The organism is Stenotrophomonas sp. HMSC10F07, from assembly GCF_001807895.1.
Classification (GTDB): Bacteria; Pseudomonadota; Gammaproteobacteria; order Xanthomonadales; family Xanthomonadaceae; genus Stenotrophomonas; species Stenotrophomonas sepilia.
In genome coordinates this window covers 1-13,557 of record NZ_KV791386.1, presented here as the reverse complement: position 1 = coordinate 13,557, position 13,557 = coordinate 1, and the positions used below count along the sequence as shown (strand labels likewise).

Sequence of the window (13,557 nt, the reverse complement as noted above, 5' to 3'; positions counted from 1 at the left end):
TCCACACCCACAATTCCCCGGTCACGGGTCCGGCATCTGCCCCAGGCTCAGCTGCCACGACACCCCGAAGCGGTCCTGCACCCAGCCGTAGCGATTGCTGAAGTCGTAATCACCCACCGGCATCAGCCAATGGCCGCCCTCGCCCAGCACACGTGCCGCACGTTCGAACTGCTCGGCACCGGAACACTCGACGAACAACGAGATCGACGGCGAGAAGGTGAAATCGTGCACGTCCAGGCTGTCAAAGCACAGGTAATGCGTGCCACCGAGCAGGAAGATCGCCTGGCGGACCTGGCCGGGCACGCCGGCGCCGGCCCCCTCGGGGTGGCGTTGCAGGGCCAGCAGGCGGAAATCGGCGAAGGCTTCGGCGTACAGGGCCAGGGCGGCCTCGGCCTGGCCGGTGAACATCAGGAAGGGACGGCTGCGCAGCATGCGGTACTCCTGGTCGACGGGCCGCTGGCGGCCCACGCGATCAGGATGGCACGGCGGATGTATGCCGGCTGTAGAGCCGAGCCCATGCTCGGCTGGCGGCCGCGCGAACAGCAGCCGACCGTAGGGTCGGCACTACAGAATCACGCCTGGCGCATGCGCCGTGCGATGGCGCTGCCGGCGGCAATCGTGGCGGTCAACGCCACCATCGACAGGAACTGCAGGCGGGTGTGCGACTCACTCAGCAGCAGGCCGAAGATCAACGCCAGGATCGCCAGCGCGCAGCAGGTCAGCCACGGGAAACCGGCCATGCGGAACGGCAGGCGAGTACCCAGGCGATCGGCGCGGCGGCGCAGTACCAGCTGCGAAACCAGCGACAGCGTCCACACCAGCAGGCAGGTGGAACCGACGATGTTCAGCAGCACCGGCAGCACCCGGTCCGGGAACAGCAGCTCCATCACCGTGGCCGCAAAGCCGAACAGCACGCTGGCCAGCACGGCGATGACCGGCACCTGCCGCGGATCGGTCCAGCCCAGCACGGCCGGCGCTTCGCGGCGCTGCGCCAGCGAATACATCATGCGCGAGGCGCCGTAGAGGTTGGCATTGAGTGCCGACAGCAGCGCGATCACCGCGATCAGGGTGATCGCAGTGCCGGCGCCCGGAATGCGCGCGATGTCCAGCACGGCGGCAAAGGGCGACTTCAGTGCTTCGCTGGTCCAGGGCACCACGGCGATGATCACGCTCAGCGAGCCGATGTAGAACACCAGGATGCGCCAGGCCACGGTACGGATGGCACGGGCGATGCTGCGTTCGGGATCTTCGGTTTCGGCCGCCGCAACGGCAACGATTTCGGTGCCACCGAAGGCAAAAACGACAACCAGCAGCGCCGCACCGATCCCGGCCAGGCCCTTCGGTGCGAAACCACCGTGTTCGGTGAAGTTGCTCAGGCCTGGTGAGGTGACCTGCGGCAGCCAGCCCATCAGCAGTGCCACGCCGATGGCAATGAAAGCCAGGATCGCCGCCACTTTCAGGATGGCGAACCAGAATTCGAACTCGCCGAAGTTCTTCACCCCGAGCAGGTTGATCGCAGTGAAGAACAGCATGAAGGCCAACGCAGCCATCGGCACCGGCACCACCGGCCAGACCGTGGCAAGCAACCCGGCCGCACCCACCGCCTCGGCGGCGATCACGATCACCAGCTGCACCCACCACAACCAGCCGACCGTGGCGCCAGCGGTGGCGCCCATGGCATCGGCGGCGTACACCGAGAACGCGCCGCTGGTCGGTTTGGCCGCCGCCATCTCGCCCAGTGCGTTCATCACGATGATCACCAGCGCGCCGGCGACCAGATACGAGACCAGAACCGCCGGGCCGGCCGCCTGCACACCCACGCCCGAGCCGAGGAACAGGCCGGCGCCGATGGCGCTGCCCAGGCCCATCATGATCAGCTGGCGGGGCTTGAGCGAATGTCCGAGGCGGGACGGCGAAGCGGTCGGAATCGAGTTGGGCATCGGCGGGGCTGGCGGCGGGCTACAGGGGCGACACCTTACCCTGTCCCGTGCCCACGGGGATAGGCACAGCGCAGCAGGCGGCTCAGGCCAGTGCGGGCTCGCCGACGTTGCCGCCGATACGGGCGCGATAGGCGCGCGGCGAGAAACCGGTTTCAGCCTTGAACTTGCGGGTGAAGGCACTCTGGTCGCTGAAACCGCAGGCCTGCCCGATGCAGGCAATGCTGTCGTCGCCATGCAACAGGTGCATGGCCATCTGGATCCGCAGCCGGGTCAGCACCTGCTGCGGGGTCATCTGGAACACCTTGCGGAAACTGCGTTCCAGCTTGGACAGCGAGAAGCCGGTGATGTCCAGCAGGGTCTGCATGCGCACGTTCTCGGCGTAGTGCGCGTTGAGGTGGGCCAGGGCCAGCCGCAGCTGCTCGTACTGGGCGCCCAGGCTGTCCTTCTGGCCCAGGTCGCGGGAAATGCCGATCAGGCCCTCGATGGCGCCATCGACTAGCAGCGGTCGCTTGCAGGTCAGGCACCAGCCCGGTTCGCGGTTGGCGAACAGGTGCAGCTCCATCAGGTTCTCGATCACCTCGCCGGACAGCACGCGGGCGTCCTGGTCGACATAGTCCGCGCTGAGGCCGGTCGGGTAGATCTCGGCCGCCGTGCGCCCGATCACGTCCTTGCGCGCGCGCAGGCCCAGCCGTCGCAGCATGGTCTGGTTGACGTGGGTGTACCGCCCCTGGCGGTCCTTGATGAAGAACAGCACGTCCGGGATGGCGTCGAACAGGGCTTCGATGTCGGCAGGCTCGACTCGCATGGGGCAAGCATACCCGAGCCTGCTTTTGCCCGTACGTTCACCTTTGCCGGACCTGGGTTTAACGGGCTCGGTTCCAGTGTCGTGGTTCCCTTGATGATCCGGAGCCCCCCATGGCCGCCAGCAAGCCGACCGGCAAGCGCGCAACCGAAAACCACCACCGCAGCAATGGCGATGAACTGCACCCGCGCGCCGGCGGCAGCCACCCGGCGATGACCACCGATCAGGGCATCCCGGTGGCAGACAACCAGAACTCCCTGCGGCAGGGAACTCGAGGGCCCACGCTGCTGGAAGACTTCATCCTTCGCGAGAAGATCACCCACTTCGATCACGAACGCATTCCCGAGCGCATCGTGCACGCACGTGGCAGCGCGGCACATGGCTACTTCGAGTTGACCCGGTCTCTGGCCGCCCACACCCGGGCGCGCATCCTGACCGAGGTAGGCGTGAAGACGCCCGTGTTCACCCGCTTCTCGACCGTGGCCGGTGGCGCAGGGTCGGTGGACACTCCGCGCGACGTCCGCGGCTTCGCGGTCAAGTTCTATACCAAGGAGGGCAACTGGGATCTGGTCGGCAACAACATCCCGGTCTTCTTCATCCAGGACGCCATGAAATTCCCGGACCTGGTGCATGCGGTGAAGATGGAACCAGACCGTGCGTTCCCGCAGGCCGCCTCGGCCCATGACACCTTCTGGGACTTCATTTCGCTGATGCCCGAGTCGATGCACATGATCATGTGGGCGATGAGCGACCGCGCCATCCCGCGTTCACTGCGGATGATCGAGGGCTTCGGTGTGCACAGCTTCCGCCTGCTGGACGAGGCGGGCGAGTCGACCTTCGTCAAATTCCACTGGCGACCCAGGCTGGGCATCCAGTCAACAGTCTGGGACGAAGCGTTGAAGCTGCAATCGGCTGACAATGACTTCCATCGCCGCGACCTGTTCGAGGCCATCCAGCGCGGTGATTTCCCCGAGTGGGAACTGGCGGTACAGCTGTTCACGGAAGAGGACGCCGAGGCATTTCCGTTCGATCACCTGGATCCGACCAAGATCATCCCTGAATCGCTGGTACCGCTGCAGGTGATCGGGCGCATGGTGCTGGACCGCTGGCCCGACAACTTCTTCGCCGAGACCGAACAGGTGGCGTTCTGCCCGGCCAACGTGCCGCCGGGCATCGATTTCAGCAACGATCCGCTGCTGCAGGGCCGCCTGTTCTCCTACCTGGACACCCAGCTGCTGCGGCTTGGCGGCCCGAACTTCCACCAGATCCCGGTGAATGCCCCGAAGTGTCCGTTCGCCAATCACCAGCGCGACGGCCACATGCAGATGCAGGTGCCCAAGGGCCGCGTCGCCTATGATCCCAGCTCGCTGCAGGAGGACTCGCCGCGCGAGACGCCCGCAGGTTTCCGCAGCCACGCCAGCGCCGACGATGGCCGCAAGGGCCGCACCCGCGCGGAGAGCTTCGCCGACCACTACAGCCAGGCACGCATGTTCTTCCGTAGCCTTGAGAAGCCGGAACAGGCGCATCTGGCATCGGCACTCGTGTTCGAATTGTCCAAGGTGGAAACACTCAAGGTGCGGGTGCGTACCGTCAGCCACCTGCGCAACATCGACGAATCACTGGCGCAGCGCGTAGCTGATGGGCTCGCGTTGCCTGCACTGCCCGACCCCGCGCCGACCGCCACGCCGGTGCAGGACATGCCTGCCGCTCCCGAGGTGCGCGTGATCGGGCGCAACAAGCCCACCCTGCAAGGGCGCAGCATCGGCATCCTGTTTGATGAGGGCTCCGACGCGCGCGTGATGGCCAGCCTGAGCAAAGCGGCCCGGAAGGCGGGTGCAGACGTGAAGCTGGTCGCGCCCAAAGTAGGCGGCGCCACGCTGAGCGATGGGGCGATGCAGGCGGCGGATGGGCAACTGGCGGGCACGCCATCGGCTGTGTTCGATGCGGTGGCCGTGGTGCTCAGCCCGGAAGCCGCGAAGGCCTTGTCGAAAGAGAGTGCAGCCGTCGAATTCGTCAGCCAGGCGTGGGCGCACCTGAAGGCCATCGCCAGCGACGCAGGCGGCCAGACGCTGCTGAAGGCGGCGCGGGTCGGCAACGATGCCGGCATCGTCGAAGCGGAAGACGCCAAGGCCTTCCTGGCGGCGGCCGCCACCCGCCAATGGGCGCGTGAACCGAAGCTGCGCCTGCTGGCCTGACTACTACGACAGGAGATCCGTCATGCCCCGTGGTGACAAATCCGCATATACCGAGAAACAGAAGCGCCAGGCCGAGCACATCGAGGACAGCGAGCGCGAGCGCGGCGCAAGTGAAGGGACTGCCGAGCGCATCGCCTGGGCCACCGTGAACAAGCAGGACGGTGGCGGCAAACGTAGCGGAAGCGCACGCAAGGGTACGAAGAAGGCGGCGAGCAAGAAGGCGGCCAGCAAGGCGCCTGCCAGGAAGTCAGCCGCAAAGAAGGCCACGACCAAGGCGACGGCCGCGAAGAAGGCGCCTGCGAAGAAGGCGGCGGCAAAGAAGGCACCGGCTCGTAAGACCGCCACCAAGAAGGCCGCAAAGAAGGCAGCGGTCAAGAAGGCCGGTACAGCCGCCTCGCGCAGTGCTGCAGCGAAGAAGGCGGCCAAGACCCGTGCGGCGAAGAAGACCGTGCGCAAGGTGGCGGCCAGGAAAGCGGCACGTACCCGCGCCCGCAGCTGAGCGCATCGTTCAACGCGGCAACGTCCTCATCCACGCGGCCACTTCGGCTGCAGCTGCGTCGGCACGCGCCTGCAGCAGCAGATGTGGCCCCTCCAACGACACATGGCGGGCATCGGGCAACAGGGCCTGCAGCTCGGCCACGCTGGGCGGCCACAGCAGGCGGTCGTGGCACGCGTGCAGGCACAGCGTCGGCACCTGGATTGCTGGCAGCAATGCACGCACGTCGACCCGCAGGGTCGCTGCGGCGCGTTGCCGCAACGTGCTCGTCGGAGTCCTGGCCAACGCATCGCGCAGCATCGACGTGTGCCCGCGGGTGTACCACGGCCCCAGCAACAGGCGCGCCAGCAATGCCACGGGAGGCAGCGGCCAGGCCGGCGACAGCAGGGCTGCGCTGGCCGCCGGCAGTGGCACCGGCCGACGCGCAAAGGTCGCTGCAAGCACCAGTCCGCGCAGCCCGGTGGGATGGCGCGTGGCCAGTTCAACAGCCAACGGGCCCGAGAAAGACTCGGCGAGCAGGATGAAGGGACGACTGGGCAACTGCGACCACAGCCGTTGGGCAAGCGTGGCGTGATCCTGCGGTCCCTGCGCGGGCAGCGTGATCGCCTGCGTTGTCAGACCGTAAGCCTGGAGTGCCGACAGGAACGGGGGCGACAGCCTGCTGGAGCCATCCAGACCGGGCAGCATCAGCACGTGCTGCGGCGCGGCCGATGCAGGGAAACAGATCGGCGTTTCCTCGGTCCCGATTCCCATGCCACCTCCTTTGCTGGCAAGCATCACCCACATCGGCAGGCAACGGAACCCCTGCTCCGGCTGTCCTGCTGCTTTGCCGGCCAATGTTGGGCAATACTACCCGCTCTGCCGCGGGACGCGGCTACCCGGGAGAGCCGTTGATGCGATGGACCTGCGCGCTGGCCATGATGGCCATGATGCTGCCACTGAACAGCTCCGCCAGCGATGGTTGGATAAATGGGGATGGCAAGGCGTTGACGGAGACCGATGCCATAAAATCCAGCGGCGGCTTCGCGGCATCGCTGCTGGTCACTTCCGATGCCGACTGGCGGGCCAAGTGGGAGACCCCGCCGGAGACCACTCCCGGCTTCAACGAGGCCAACGAAGTCCACCTGGGCGGTGAGTTGTTCCTGCTGACATTCCTCTCCAACCCGCAACTGGACGAGAACCGCGTACCCAAGGTGCACTGCGATCTGCGCATGCTGCGCCCGGACGGCAGTACCAGTATCGACGAACGCGATGTTCCCTGTTTCACCGCCGCCCTGACCGGCCCGCCAAACCTGCTGTACATGACCAACCTGCACCTGAAGTTCGTCGCCGAGGCCGGTGATCCGAAAGGCACGTGGACTGCGCAGGTGGTGGTCCGGGATCTGCTGCGGAAGGTGAGCCTGCCGCTGCAGGCCCGCTTCGACGTCCGTTGAACCGGGGCATGCGGATGAAGATGCGGCGACTCCTGAGCTGGACCGGTCTTGCGCTTTGCGTGGTCTACCTGCTGTTGACCGCATGGCTGGTTCACGGCGCGCAGTCGGAGGGGGACCCGAAGGGTACCTATATCCTGATGGCGCTCCCCATCACCCTGCAGTCTGCCGCACTCGATGCCATCGGCGCAGGGGGCCTGCTGCGTGGCAAGCCCTGGTCGACCGCATATGCAGTGCTGGTTCCGCCAACACTGCTGTTGCTGTACGCAGCCGGCTGGCTGATCGAACGCTCAGCCCGCGGGCGCTAGCCCGCGGCATCGTTCCGGTGGGTGCATCGACGCCCTGCATGCGGGACATCGCAGGCAGGGCGCCATCCAGTATCCAGTTACAGGTCGCTTACGCCGCCCGCGCCGGCATGACCGGCATGCGCGGCCCCTGCTCCAGCTGGAATACCGCCACTGACGTGGTCAGTGCATGCGCCTGTTCTTCCAGCGCGCGGCTCGCGGCAGTGGCTTCTTCCACAAGCGCGGCGTTCTGCTGGGTCACCTGGTCCATCTGCACCACCACCTGGTTGACCTGCTCGATGCCGGCGGCCTGCTCCTTGCTGGCCGCTGCGATGTCGCTCATCAGCTGGGTGGTGCGCGAACTGGCCTGCGCCACGCGTGCGATCGCGGCTTCCGATTCAACGGTCACCGCCAGGCCACTCTTCACCTTGGAAGCGGCATCCTCGATCAGTTCCTTGATCTCCTTGGCGGCGACACCGGCACGCTGTGCGAGCGTGCGCACTTCGCTGGCGACCACGGCAAAGCCACGGCCCTGCTCGCCTGCACGCGCAGCTTCCACTGCGGCATTCAGCGCCAGGATGTTGGTCTGGAACGCGATGCCGTCGATCACCGTGGAGATTTCCGAGATGCGCGCCGAGGACTGATCGATTTCGCCCATCACCGATGCCATCTGTGCCATCGCCTGCTCGGTCTCGCGCACGGCGGCACCGGCGGCATGCGCTTCGCTGTCGGCCTGACGCGCCAGTTCGGCGTTCTGGCGTACGGTGGAGGTCAGCTCCTCCATCGACGCGGCCGCTTCTTCCAGATTCGCGGCCTGCTGCTCGGTGCGGCGCGACAGGTCGTTGTTGCCGGCGGCCAGTTCCTGGGCCGCGTTGTTGATGCTGTCGGCAGCCACCTGGATGCCGCGGACAATGCCGGTCAGCTGCGCGGTGGTGGTGTTGGCATCGTCGCGCATGCGCGCAAACACGCCGTCGTACTCGCCCTCCATGCGTGCGGTCAGGTCGCCATGCGAGATCGCGCGCAGCACGTCGGAAACATCGGCGATGCTGGCCTGCGAACTGGCCATCATGCCGTTGAGGTGCTCGACCATCGTCTGGAACTGGTACTGGAACGCAGCGGCATCGCCACGCATGCTGAAATCGCCGGCGCGTGCGGCGCGGGCCAGTTCATCGATCTGCGCGTTGATCGCCATCAGGCTCTGCTTCACCGCCGCCAGGGTGCGGGTCAGCGTGCCCTTCTCGCCCGGGTAGTCCGGCAGGTCGCGGCTGAGGTCACCCATGGCGTAACGCTGCATCACCTCGGCCATCAGCAGTTCCACCTGCACGTGCGACTCCACCAGGCTGTTGGTGGCCTGCACCATGCGGCCGAAATCACCGGGGAACGCACTGGCGTCCATGCGATAGCGGATTGCACCGGCCTCGTGCTGCTCGGCCATCTGCAACTGCGCGCCGATCGCCGCCTGCACACTCTGGCGCACGCTGGCCATCGCCTCGCCCAGCTGGGTCAGCTCGTCGCGGCCACCGAGGCGGAACTCCTGGTCCAGCTGTCCCTTGGACAGGCGCTCGGCCAGGTTCACCGCGCGCGCCAGCGGACCGGTCAGGCTGCGGCCGATCATCACCGAGGCACCGATGCCCACCAGCAGCGCGACGCCGCCCAGCACCAGCAGCTGCAGCAGGCTGCGCTCGCCCAGGCGGATCGCCTCGGCGGCAGCCTCACGGCTTTCCTTCTCCTCGAAGTCCACGCCATCGGACAGCGCCTTGTTCCAGCCGTTGGCGGCTTCCTGCACCGGACCCAGGGTCAGCGCCACGGCGCCCGGGTAGTCGCCCTGCTCCATCAGTTCGCTGGTCTGCTTGTTGAGCGGGCGCGCGATGGCACGCTTGGCCGCGATGGTTTCCGCGATGGCCTTGCCCTCCGCATCGCCTGGCAGTGCCTGGTAGGCGGTCCAGCTGGCCTCGTAGCGCTTGACCAGATCGGCAATGCGCTTCTCATCGCTGCCGCGGTCTTCGCCCTGGCGGATCAGCATCTCGCGCCGCACCACCATCATCTGGTTGTTGGCGTCGAGCATCTGCGACAACAGGCGCACCTTGGCCACGCTGACGTCGACCACCTGCTGCATCGCGCGCTTCTGCACGACGCTGGCGGTGGCGCCGGTGGCCACTACGGCGGCAACCAGCAGCAGCAACAGGCCAAAGCCCAGCCCAAGACGCCAGGCAACCCTGACGTTCCTCAAGTAGTTCATGGGGGTATCCAAAACGGGGGGATGTGGCCTTATCGGCGGCACGGCAGGCAATCTTGATCGCCGCCCATCGACGGCGTCGGCCACCGTTCACCTTGGTGAGCCCCCGTCCCAGCGACACCTGCCGCTGGCAACCGGCCGCAATGACATGCCTGCTCATGCGGGCATCAGATCCCTTTCACGGCGGCTCGGCGCCGCCTGCGGGCAAGGTGGCGGCGTACCTGCTGGAGATCCCAATGCGCTCATCTGTGTCTCGATCCACCCTGCTCGCAATCTCGCTGCTGGCGTCGCCGGCCTTCGCGCAGGCGCCGCCGCCCAACCTGCCCGCCCCCATTGCCGAGAAGGCTGGCCCGGACACCGCAGTGCGCTCCGCACTGCATGCCCAGGTGCTGCTGGATCGTGCGAACTTCTCTCCGGGCCAGATTGATGGTGAGGTAGGCAGCAACCAGCGGCGGGCGGTGTCAGGCTTCCAGACGGCACACGGCCTGACCGTAACGGGTGAGCTGGACGACGCCACCTGGAAGGCTCTGCAGGCCGATACGATCACGCCGCTGGTCAGCTACACGCTGACTGCTGAGGATGTCGCCGGCCCGTTCCAGCCGATACCGAAAGGACCCGCCGCCCAGGCCAAGCTGAAATCGCTGGGCTACAGCAGTGTGGAAGAAGCCCTGGGCGAGCGCTTCCACGCGTCCCCAGAGCTGATGAAGATGCTCAATCCCGGCGTGGATCTGACCAGGGCTGGCAGCCGCATCCAGGTCCCCAACATCGCCCCGGCCGCATTGCCGAAGGCCGCCAGGATCGTGGTCGACAAATCCGACTCCACGCTGCAGCTACTGGACGCGCAGGGCAAGCTGATCGCGCAGGTGCCGGTGTCATCCGGCAGCCAGCACGACCCGTTGCCGATCGGCGAATGGAAAATCCTGGGCGTGTACCGCGACCCGCCGTTCCACTACAACCCCAAGCTGTTCTGGGATGCCCGCAAGGGGGAAAAGAAAGCCACGCTGCCGCCCGGCCCGAACAATCCGGTCGGCCGGGTCTGGATCGATCTGTCCAAGCCGCATTACGGCTTGCATGGCACGCCTGAACCCGGCCACGTGGGCAAGACCGAGTCGCATGGCTGCGTACGCATGACCAATTGGGATGCACTGCGCGTGGCCGACGCAGTGGACACCTCGGTGCCTGTCGTGATGCAGGAGTGAGTCGATGCGTCTTTCGCAACTGATCGTGCTGGGTGTTCTGCTGGGATTGGGTGCAGGTTGGTGGCTGCACCGCGATATGGCTGAGCCGATGACCGACGCGCTGCCGGAAGCGCCATCGACGGTGGCCGCCGCGCCGGTGACGGAACCGGTAGCGCCAGGCGCAACAGCCCCACCCGCCTCCACCGCGCCGCCGGCCACCCAGGCTGCCGATGCACCGTCCGGCTTGCTGCTGCCGGTGCAGGGCATCCTGCCCTCGCAGCTGCGCGATACCTTCAGCGATGCACGCAGCGAGGGCCGCGTACACGATGCCATCGACATCTTGGCCGATGCAGGTACGCCGGTGCTGGCGGTGGCCGATGGCACGGTGGAGAAACTGTTCGACAGCGAGCGCGGTGGCCTGACGATCTACCAGTTCGAGCCCAGCGGGCATTGGTGCTACTACTACGCGCACCTGCAGCGCTACGCCGATGGCCTGGCCGAGAAGCAGGTGATCAAGCGCGGCGAGGTGATCGGCTACGTCGGCAGCACGGGCAACGCCAGCGCCGAGACCCCACACCTGCATTTCGAGGTGCATGTGCTGGGGCCGGAGAAGCAGTGGTGGAAGGGAGAGTCGATCAATCCCTATCCGCTGCTGAAGTCGGCAGCGATGATGCCCGGCGCTGCCAGCGTCGCAATGCCACAGTAAAGACGGCCAACGCAGCTCCTGGAATCATCAGCAACAGCGCCGCCAATTTCCAGAAGAAGAACGGCCACAGCCAAAGGTAGTCGAGGTCGGTCAGCTTCAGCACGTCCATCGGCGGCAGCAGGTCCACCGAGGCCGCACGGCCGGCCAACGCCGGATCGACCTCCAGCACGGTCAGCCGCAGCGAGGAACGGCCTCGCCGCAGTGCGTCACTGCGGCCGTAGCCGAAGTACGAGGCGGCGAACCGGTCTCGCTCGACCGATTCCAGTGCGCGGTGGATCTCCGGATCGGTCACCGCCGAGCGGCTGTCCGCACGGAACTCGGTGCGATCGGTTGGGGTTTCCGCGCGCAGGCGCAGCTCGGGATCGACCGCCGGATCGGCGCCGTCATCCGCATAACGCAGACGCAGTCGCAGCGGGTCGTCGATGAAGCGGTACACCGTGATCTCGGCGGTCGCGCCCGGCTGCAGCACCAGCGGCAGGGTCTGCGTGCGCGAAGCCAGGTAATTGGCGAGCGCGCCCAGCACCAGCACGATGCAGGCCAGCGTCCACAGGCTCCACAGCAGCCACAGAGTCACCCGTGCGACCGTCTCGCCCTTCATGCCGAAGTCTCCGTCATCGCTGCGTTGCCCTGCCGACTGTGCCGCCACAGTACCGAAAACGAAAAAGCCCCGCTTGCGCGGGGCTTTTCCTTCAGCAACACCAGGCATGACCCAGCGCTACCGGTCTCTCACTCAGGCAAACGGATCCTGCAGGACCATGGTGTGGTCGCGGTCCGGGCCAGTGGAAACGATGCTGATCGGGCAGCCGGCCAGTTCTTCCAGCGAACGCAGGTAGGCGCGTGCCGCCGGCGGCAGCTCGTCCCACTGGGTGATGCCGTGGGTGTTCTCGCTCCAGCCCGGGAACTCCAGGTACACCGGGGTGCACTCTTCCCAGCCCTGCGCATCCAGCGGAGCATATTCGGTGCGCTTGCCGTTGTATTCGTAGGCGATGCAGACCTTCAGCTTTTCCATGCCATCGAGCACGTCCAGCTTGGTGATGCACAGGCCGCTGATGCCGTTGATGGCCACGGCGCGCTTCAGCGCGACGATGTCCATCCAGCCGCAGCGACGCGGGCGGCCGGTCGATGCGCCATACTCGGCGCCACGGTCACGGATGCCCTGGCCGACTTCGTCGTCCAGTTCGGTCGGGAACGGGCCGCCGCCGACGCGGGTGGCGTAGGCCTTGGCGATGCCCAGCACGTAGTCGATCGAATCGGCGCCGACGCCGGAACCGGCCAGCGCACCACCGACGGTGGTGTTGGAGCTGGTGACATACGGGTAGGTACCGTGGTCGATGTCCAGCAGCGCACCCTGCGCGCCTTCAAACAGCACGCGCTTACCCTGCTTGCGCAGGTCGTGCAGGATGCCGGCCACGTCGGACTTCATCGGCTGCACGTACTCGCCGAAGGCCAGCGCCTCGTCGAAGGTCTTCTGGAAGTCGACCGCATCGGTGTTCAGATACTTGGTCAGCACGAAGTTGTGGTAATCCAGCGCGGTGCGCAGCAGTTCTTCCAGCTGCTTCGGGTAATGCAGGTCGGCGATGCGGATGCCGCGACGCGCCACCTTGTCTTCGTAGGCCGGGCCGATGCCACGGCCGGTGGTGCCGATCGCCTTGCCACCGGCAGCGCGTTCGCGCGCCTGGTCCAGGGCGATGTGGTACGGCATGATCAGCGGCGCGGCCGGGGAGATCTTCAGGCGCGAACGTACTTCCACGCCGGAGGCTTCCAGCTCGGCGATTTCCTTCTGCAGCGCGGCCGGCGAGATCACCACGCCGTTGCCGATCAGGCACAGCGCGTCGTCACGCAGGATGCCCGACGGGATCAGGTGCAGGACGGTCTTCTTGCCGTTGATGACCAGGGTGTGGCCGGCATTGTGGCCACCCTGGAAGCGCACGACGGCGCCGATTTCCTCAGTGAGCAGATCGACGATCTTGCCCTTGCCTTCATCGCCCCACTGGGCACCCAACACTACGACAGACTGACCCATGACGGGCTCCTCGATTTGTTGCGGCCATCGGGGCCGCGGACGGGTAAACCGTGGCGGGGCTGGCCAGCACCTGGAGGGCGGCTCCAGACGGGGAGCGGCCGGCGATGGAAGGCCCAGACACGGAAAAAGCCGAACGGGGAGGCCCGTCCGGCTTTTGTGCATTATCCGGGTTTCCGGGGTCCGCTGCCACCTTTCCGACGGACGGCTTCACCCACCGGTCAGGGGACCGAAATGGGGTCAGATCCCTTTCCTGCGGAAAGGGATCTG

Annotated in this window: 13 protein-coding genes; 6 read left to right on the top strand and 7 right to left on the bottom strand. The window is 66.5% G+C overall.

Annotated features, from left to right (window positions below; genetic code table 11):
* Positions 1-21: 21 nt before the first annotated feature.
* The 3 genes from HMPREF3114_RS10650 to HMPREF3114_RS10640 all read right to left on the bottom strand — a co-directional run bounded on the left by HMPREF3114_RS10650 (position 22) and on the right by HMPREF3114_RS10640 (position 2,745).
* On the bottom strand, positions 22-432 hold the full coding sequence (locus HMPREF3114_RS10650) for a VOC family protein (protein WP_005418291.1): 411 nt from the start codon (positions 430-432) through the stop codon (positions 22-24).
* Between the two features lie 140 nt (positions 433-572).
* Complete coding sequence (locus HMPREF3114_RS10645; protein WP_053500677.1) at positions 573-1,940, bottom strand: amino acid permease; 1,368 nt, start codon at positions 1,938-1,940, stop codon at positions 573-575.
* Positions 1,941-2,022: 82 nt separating this feature from the next.
* The gene (locus HMPREF3114_RS10640) at positions 2,023-2,745 is read right to left on the bottom strand and encodes a helix-turn-helix transcriptional regulator (protein ID WP_005418296.1); all 723 of its coding nucleotides are present in this window, start codon (positions 2,743-2,745) and stop codon (positions 2,023-2,025) included.
* 110 nt (positions 2,746-2,855) lie between these two features.
* Between HMPREF3114_RS10640 and HMPREF3114_RS10635 the strand changes: the two genes are divergently transcribed.
* Positions 2,856-4,937, top strand: a complete 2,082-nt coding sequence (locus HMPREF3114_RS10635) for a catalase (protein ID WP_070489738.1) — start codon at positions 2,856-2,858, stop codon at positions 4,935-4,937.
* Positions 4,938-4,959: 22 nt separating this feature from the next.
* Positions 4,960-5,436: a hypothetical protein gene (locus HMPREF3114_RS10630; protein ID WP_053498901.1), complete on the top strand. Its 477-nt coding sequence runs from the start codon at positions 4,960-4,962 to the stop codon at positions 5,434-5,436.
* A gap of 9 nt (positions 5,437-5,445) precedes the next feature.
* Here HMPREF3114_RS10630 and HMPREF3114_RS10625 read toward each other — a convergent pair whose 3' ends face one another.
* The gene (locus tag HMPREF3114_RS10625) at positions 5,446-6,186 is read right to left on the bottom strand and encodes an alpha/beta fold hydrolase (protein WP_053498902.1); all 741 of its coding nucleotides are present in this window, start codon (positions 6,184-6,186) and stop codon (positions 5,446-5,448) included.
* Between the two features lie 167 nt (positions 6,187-6,353).
* Here HMPREF3114_RS10625 and HMPREF3114_RS10620 point away from each other — a divergent pair, with 167 nt between their 5' ends.
* Together HMPREF3114_RS10620 and HMPREF3114_RS10615 are read left to right on the top strand one after the other, a co-directional pair.
* Positions 6,354-6,866 carry a hypothetical protein gene (locus HMPREF3114_RS10620; RefSeq protein WP_229766030.1) on the top strand — a complete coding sequence of 171 codons (513 nt, stop codon included), beginning with the start codon at positions 6,354-6,356 and terminating at the stop codon, positions 6,864-6,866.
* Between the two features lie 14 nt (positions 6,867-6,880).
* Positions 6,881-7,171, top strand: a complete 291-nt coding sequence (locus HMPREF3114_RS10615; RefSeq protein ID WP_032954416.1) for a hypothetical protein — start codon at positions 6,881-6,883, stop codon at positions 7,169-7,171.
* Between the two features lie 88 nt (positions 7,172-7,259).
* Here the strand turns inward: HMPREF3114_RS10615 and HMPREF3114_RS10610 are convergent, their stop codons facing one another.
* The gene (locus tag HMPREF3114_RS10610) at positions 7,260-9,386 is read right to left on the bottom strand and encodes a methyl-accepting chemotaxis protein (RefSeq protein ID WP_053498905.1); all 2,127 of its coding nucleotides are present in this window, start codon (positions 9,384-9,386) and stop codon (positions 7,260-7,262) included.
* 233 nt (positions 9,387-9,619) lie between these two features.
* Here HMPREF3114_RS10610 and HMPREF3114_RS10605 point away from each other — a divergent pair, with 233 nt between their 5' ends.
* Positions 9,620-10,582, top strand: coding sequence for a L,D-transpeptidase family protein (locus tag HMPREF3114_RS10605; RefSeq protein WP_053498906.1), 963 nt, complete (start codon positions 9,620-9,622; stop codon positions 10,580-10,582).
* A gap of 4 nt (positions 10,583-10,586) precedes the next feature.
* Positions 10,587-11,267 carry a M23 family metallopeptidase gene (locus HMPREF3114_RS10600; RefSeq protein WP_053498908.1) on the top strand — a complete coding sequence of 227 codons (681 nt, stop codon included), beginning with the start codon at positions 10,587-10,589 and terminating at the stop codon, positions 11,265-11,267.
* Here the strand turns inward: HMPREF3114_RS10600 and HMPREF3114_RS10595 are convergent.
* Both HMPREF3114_RS10595 and HMPREF3114_RS10590 read right to left on the bottom strand, forming a co-directional pair.
* Positions 11,197-11,865, bottom strand: a complete 669-nt coding sequence (locus HMPREF3114_RS10595) for a hypothetical protein (RefSeq protein WP_053498909.1) — start codon at positions 11,863-11,865, stop codon at positions 11,197-11,199. The genes HMPREF3114_RS10600 and HMPREF3114_RS10595 overlap by 71 nt on opposite strands.
* 132 nt (positions 11,866-11,997) lie before the next feature.
* Positions 11,998-13,290 (bottom strand): adenylosuccinate synthase, encoded by a 1,293-nt coding sequence (locus HMPREF3114_RS10590; protein ID WP_005418326.1) that lies wholly within the window; start codon positions 13,288-13,290, stop codon positions 11,998-12,000.
* Positions 13,291-13,557 lie beyond the last annotated feature (267 nt).

What these genes read in the sequence shown, in the direction of transcription:
- HMPREF3114_RS10605 (WP_053498906.1), top strand. Translation starts at nt 9,620, where the DNA reads ATGCGCTCATCTGTGTCTCGATCCACCCTGCTCGCAATCTCGCTGCTG.
- HMPREF3114_RS10610 (WP_053498905.1), bottom strand. Translation starts at nt 9,386, where the DNA reads ATGAACTACTTGAGGAACGTCAGGGTTGCCTGGCGTCTTGGGCTGGGC.
- HMPREF3114_RS10640 (WP_005418296.1), bottom strand. Translation starts at nt 2,745, where the DNA reads ATGCGAGTCGAGCCTGCCGACATCGAAGCCCTGTTCGACGCCATCCCG.
- HMPREF3114_RS10630 (WP_053498901.1), top strand. Translation starts at nt 4,960, where the DNA reads ATGCCCCGTGGTGACAAATCCGCATATACCGAGAAACAGAAGCGCCAG.
- HMPREF3114_RS10650 (WP_005418291.1), bottom strand. Translation starts at nt 432, where the DNA reads ATGCTGCGCAGCCGTCCCTTCCTGATGTTCACCGGCCAGGCCGAGGCC.
- HMPREF3114_RS10635 (WP_070489738.1), top strand. Translation starts at nt 2,856, where the DNA reads ATGGCCGCCAGCAAGCCGACCGGCAAGCGCGCAACCGAAAACCACCAC.
- HMPREF3114_RS10625 (WP_053498902.1), bottom strand. Translation starts at nt 6,186, where the DNA reads ATGGGAATCGGGACCGAGGAAACGCCGATCTGTTTCCCTGCATCGGCC.
- HMPREF3114_RS10645 (WP_053500677.1), bottom strand. Translation starts at nt 1,940, where the DNA reads ATGCCCAACTCGATTCCGACCGCTTCGCCGTCCCGCCTCGGACATTCG.
- HMPREF3114_RS10595 (WP_053498909.1), bottom strand. Translation starts at nt 11,865, where the DNA reads ATGAAGGGCGAGACGGTCGCACGGGTGACTCTGTGGCTGCTGTGGAGC.
- HMPREF3114_RS10620 (WP_229766030.1), top strand. Translation starts at nt 6,354, where the DNA reads ATGGCCATGATGCTGCCACTGAACAGCTCCGCCAGCGATGGTTGGATA.
- HMPREF3114_RS10600 (WP_053498908.1), top strand. Translation starts at nt 10,587, where the DNA reads ATGCGTCTTTCGCAACTGATCGTGCTGGGTGTTCTGCTGGGATTGGGT.
- HMPREF3114_RS10590 (WP_005418326.1), bottom strand. Translation starts at nt 13,290, where the DNA reads ATGGGTCAGTCTGTCGTAGTGTTGGGTGCCCAGTGGGGCGATGAAGGC.
- HMPREF3114_RS10615 (WP_032954416.1), top strand. Translation starts at nt 6,881, where the DNA reads ATGAAGATGCGGCGACTCCTGAGCTGGACCGGTCTTGCGCTTTGCGTG.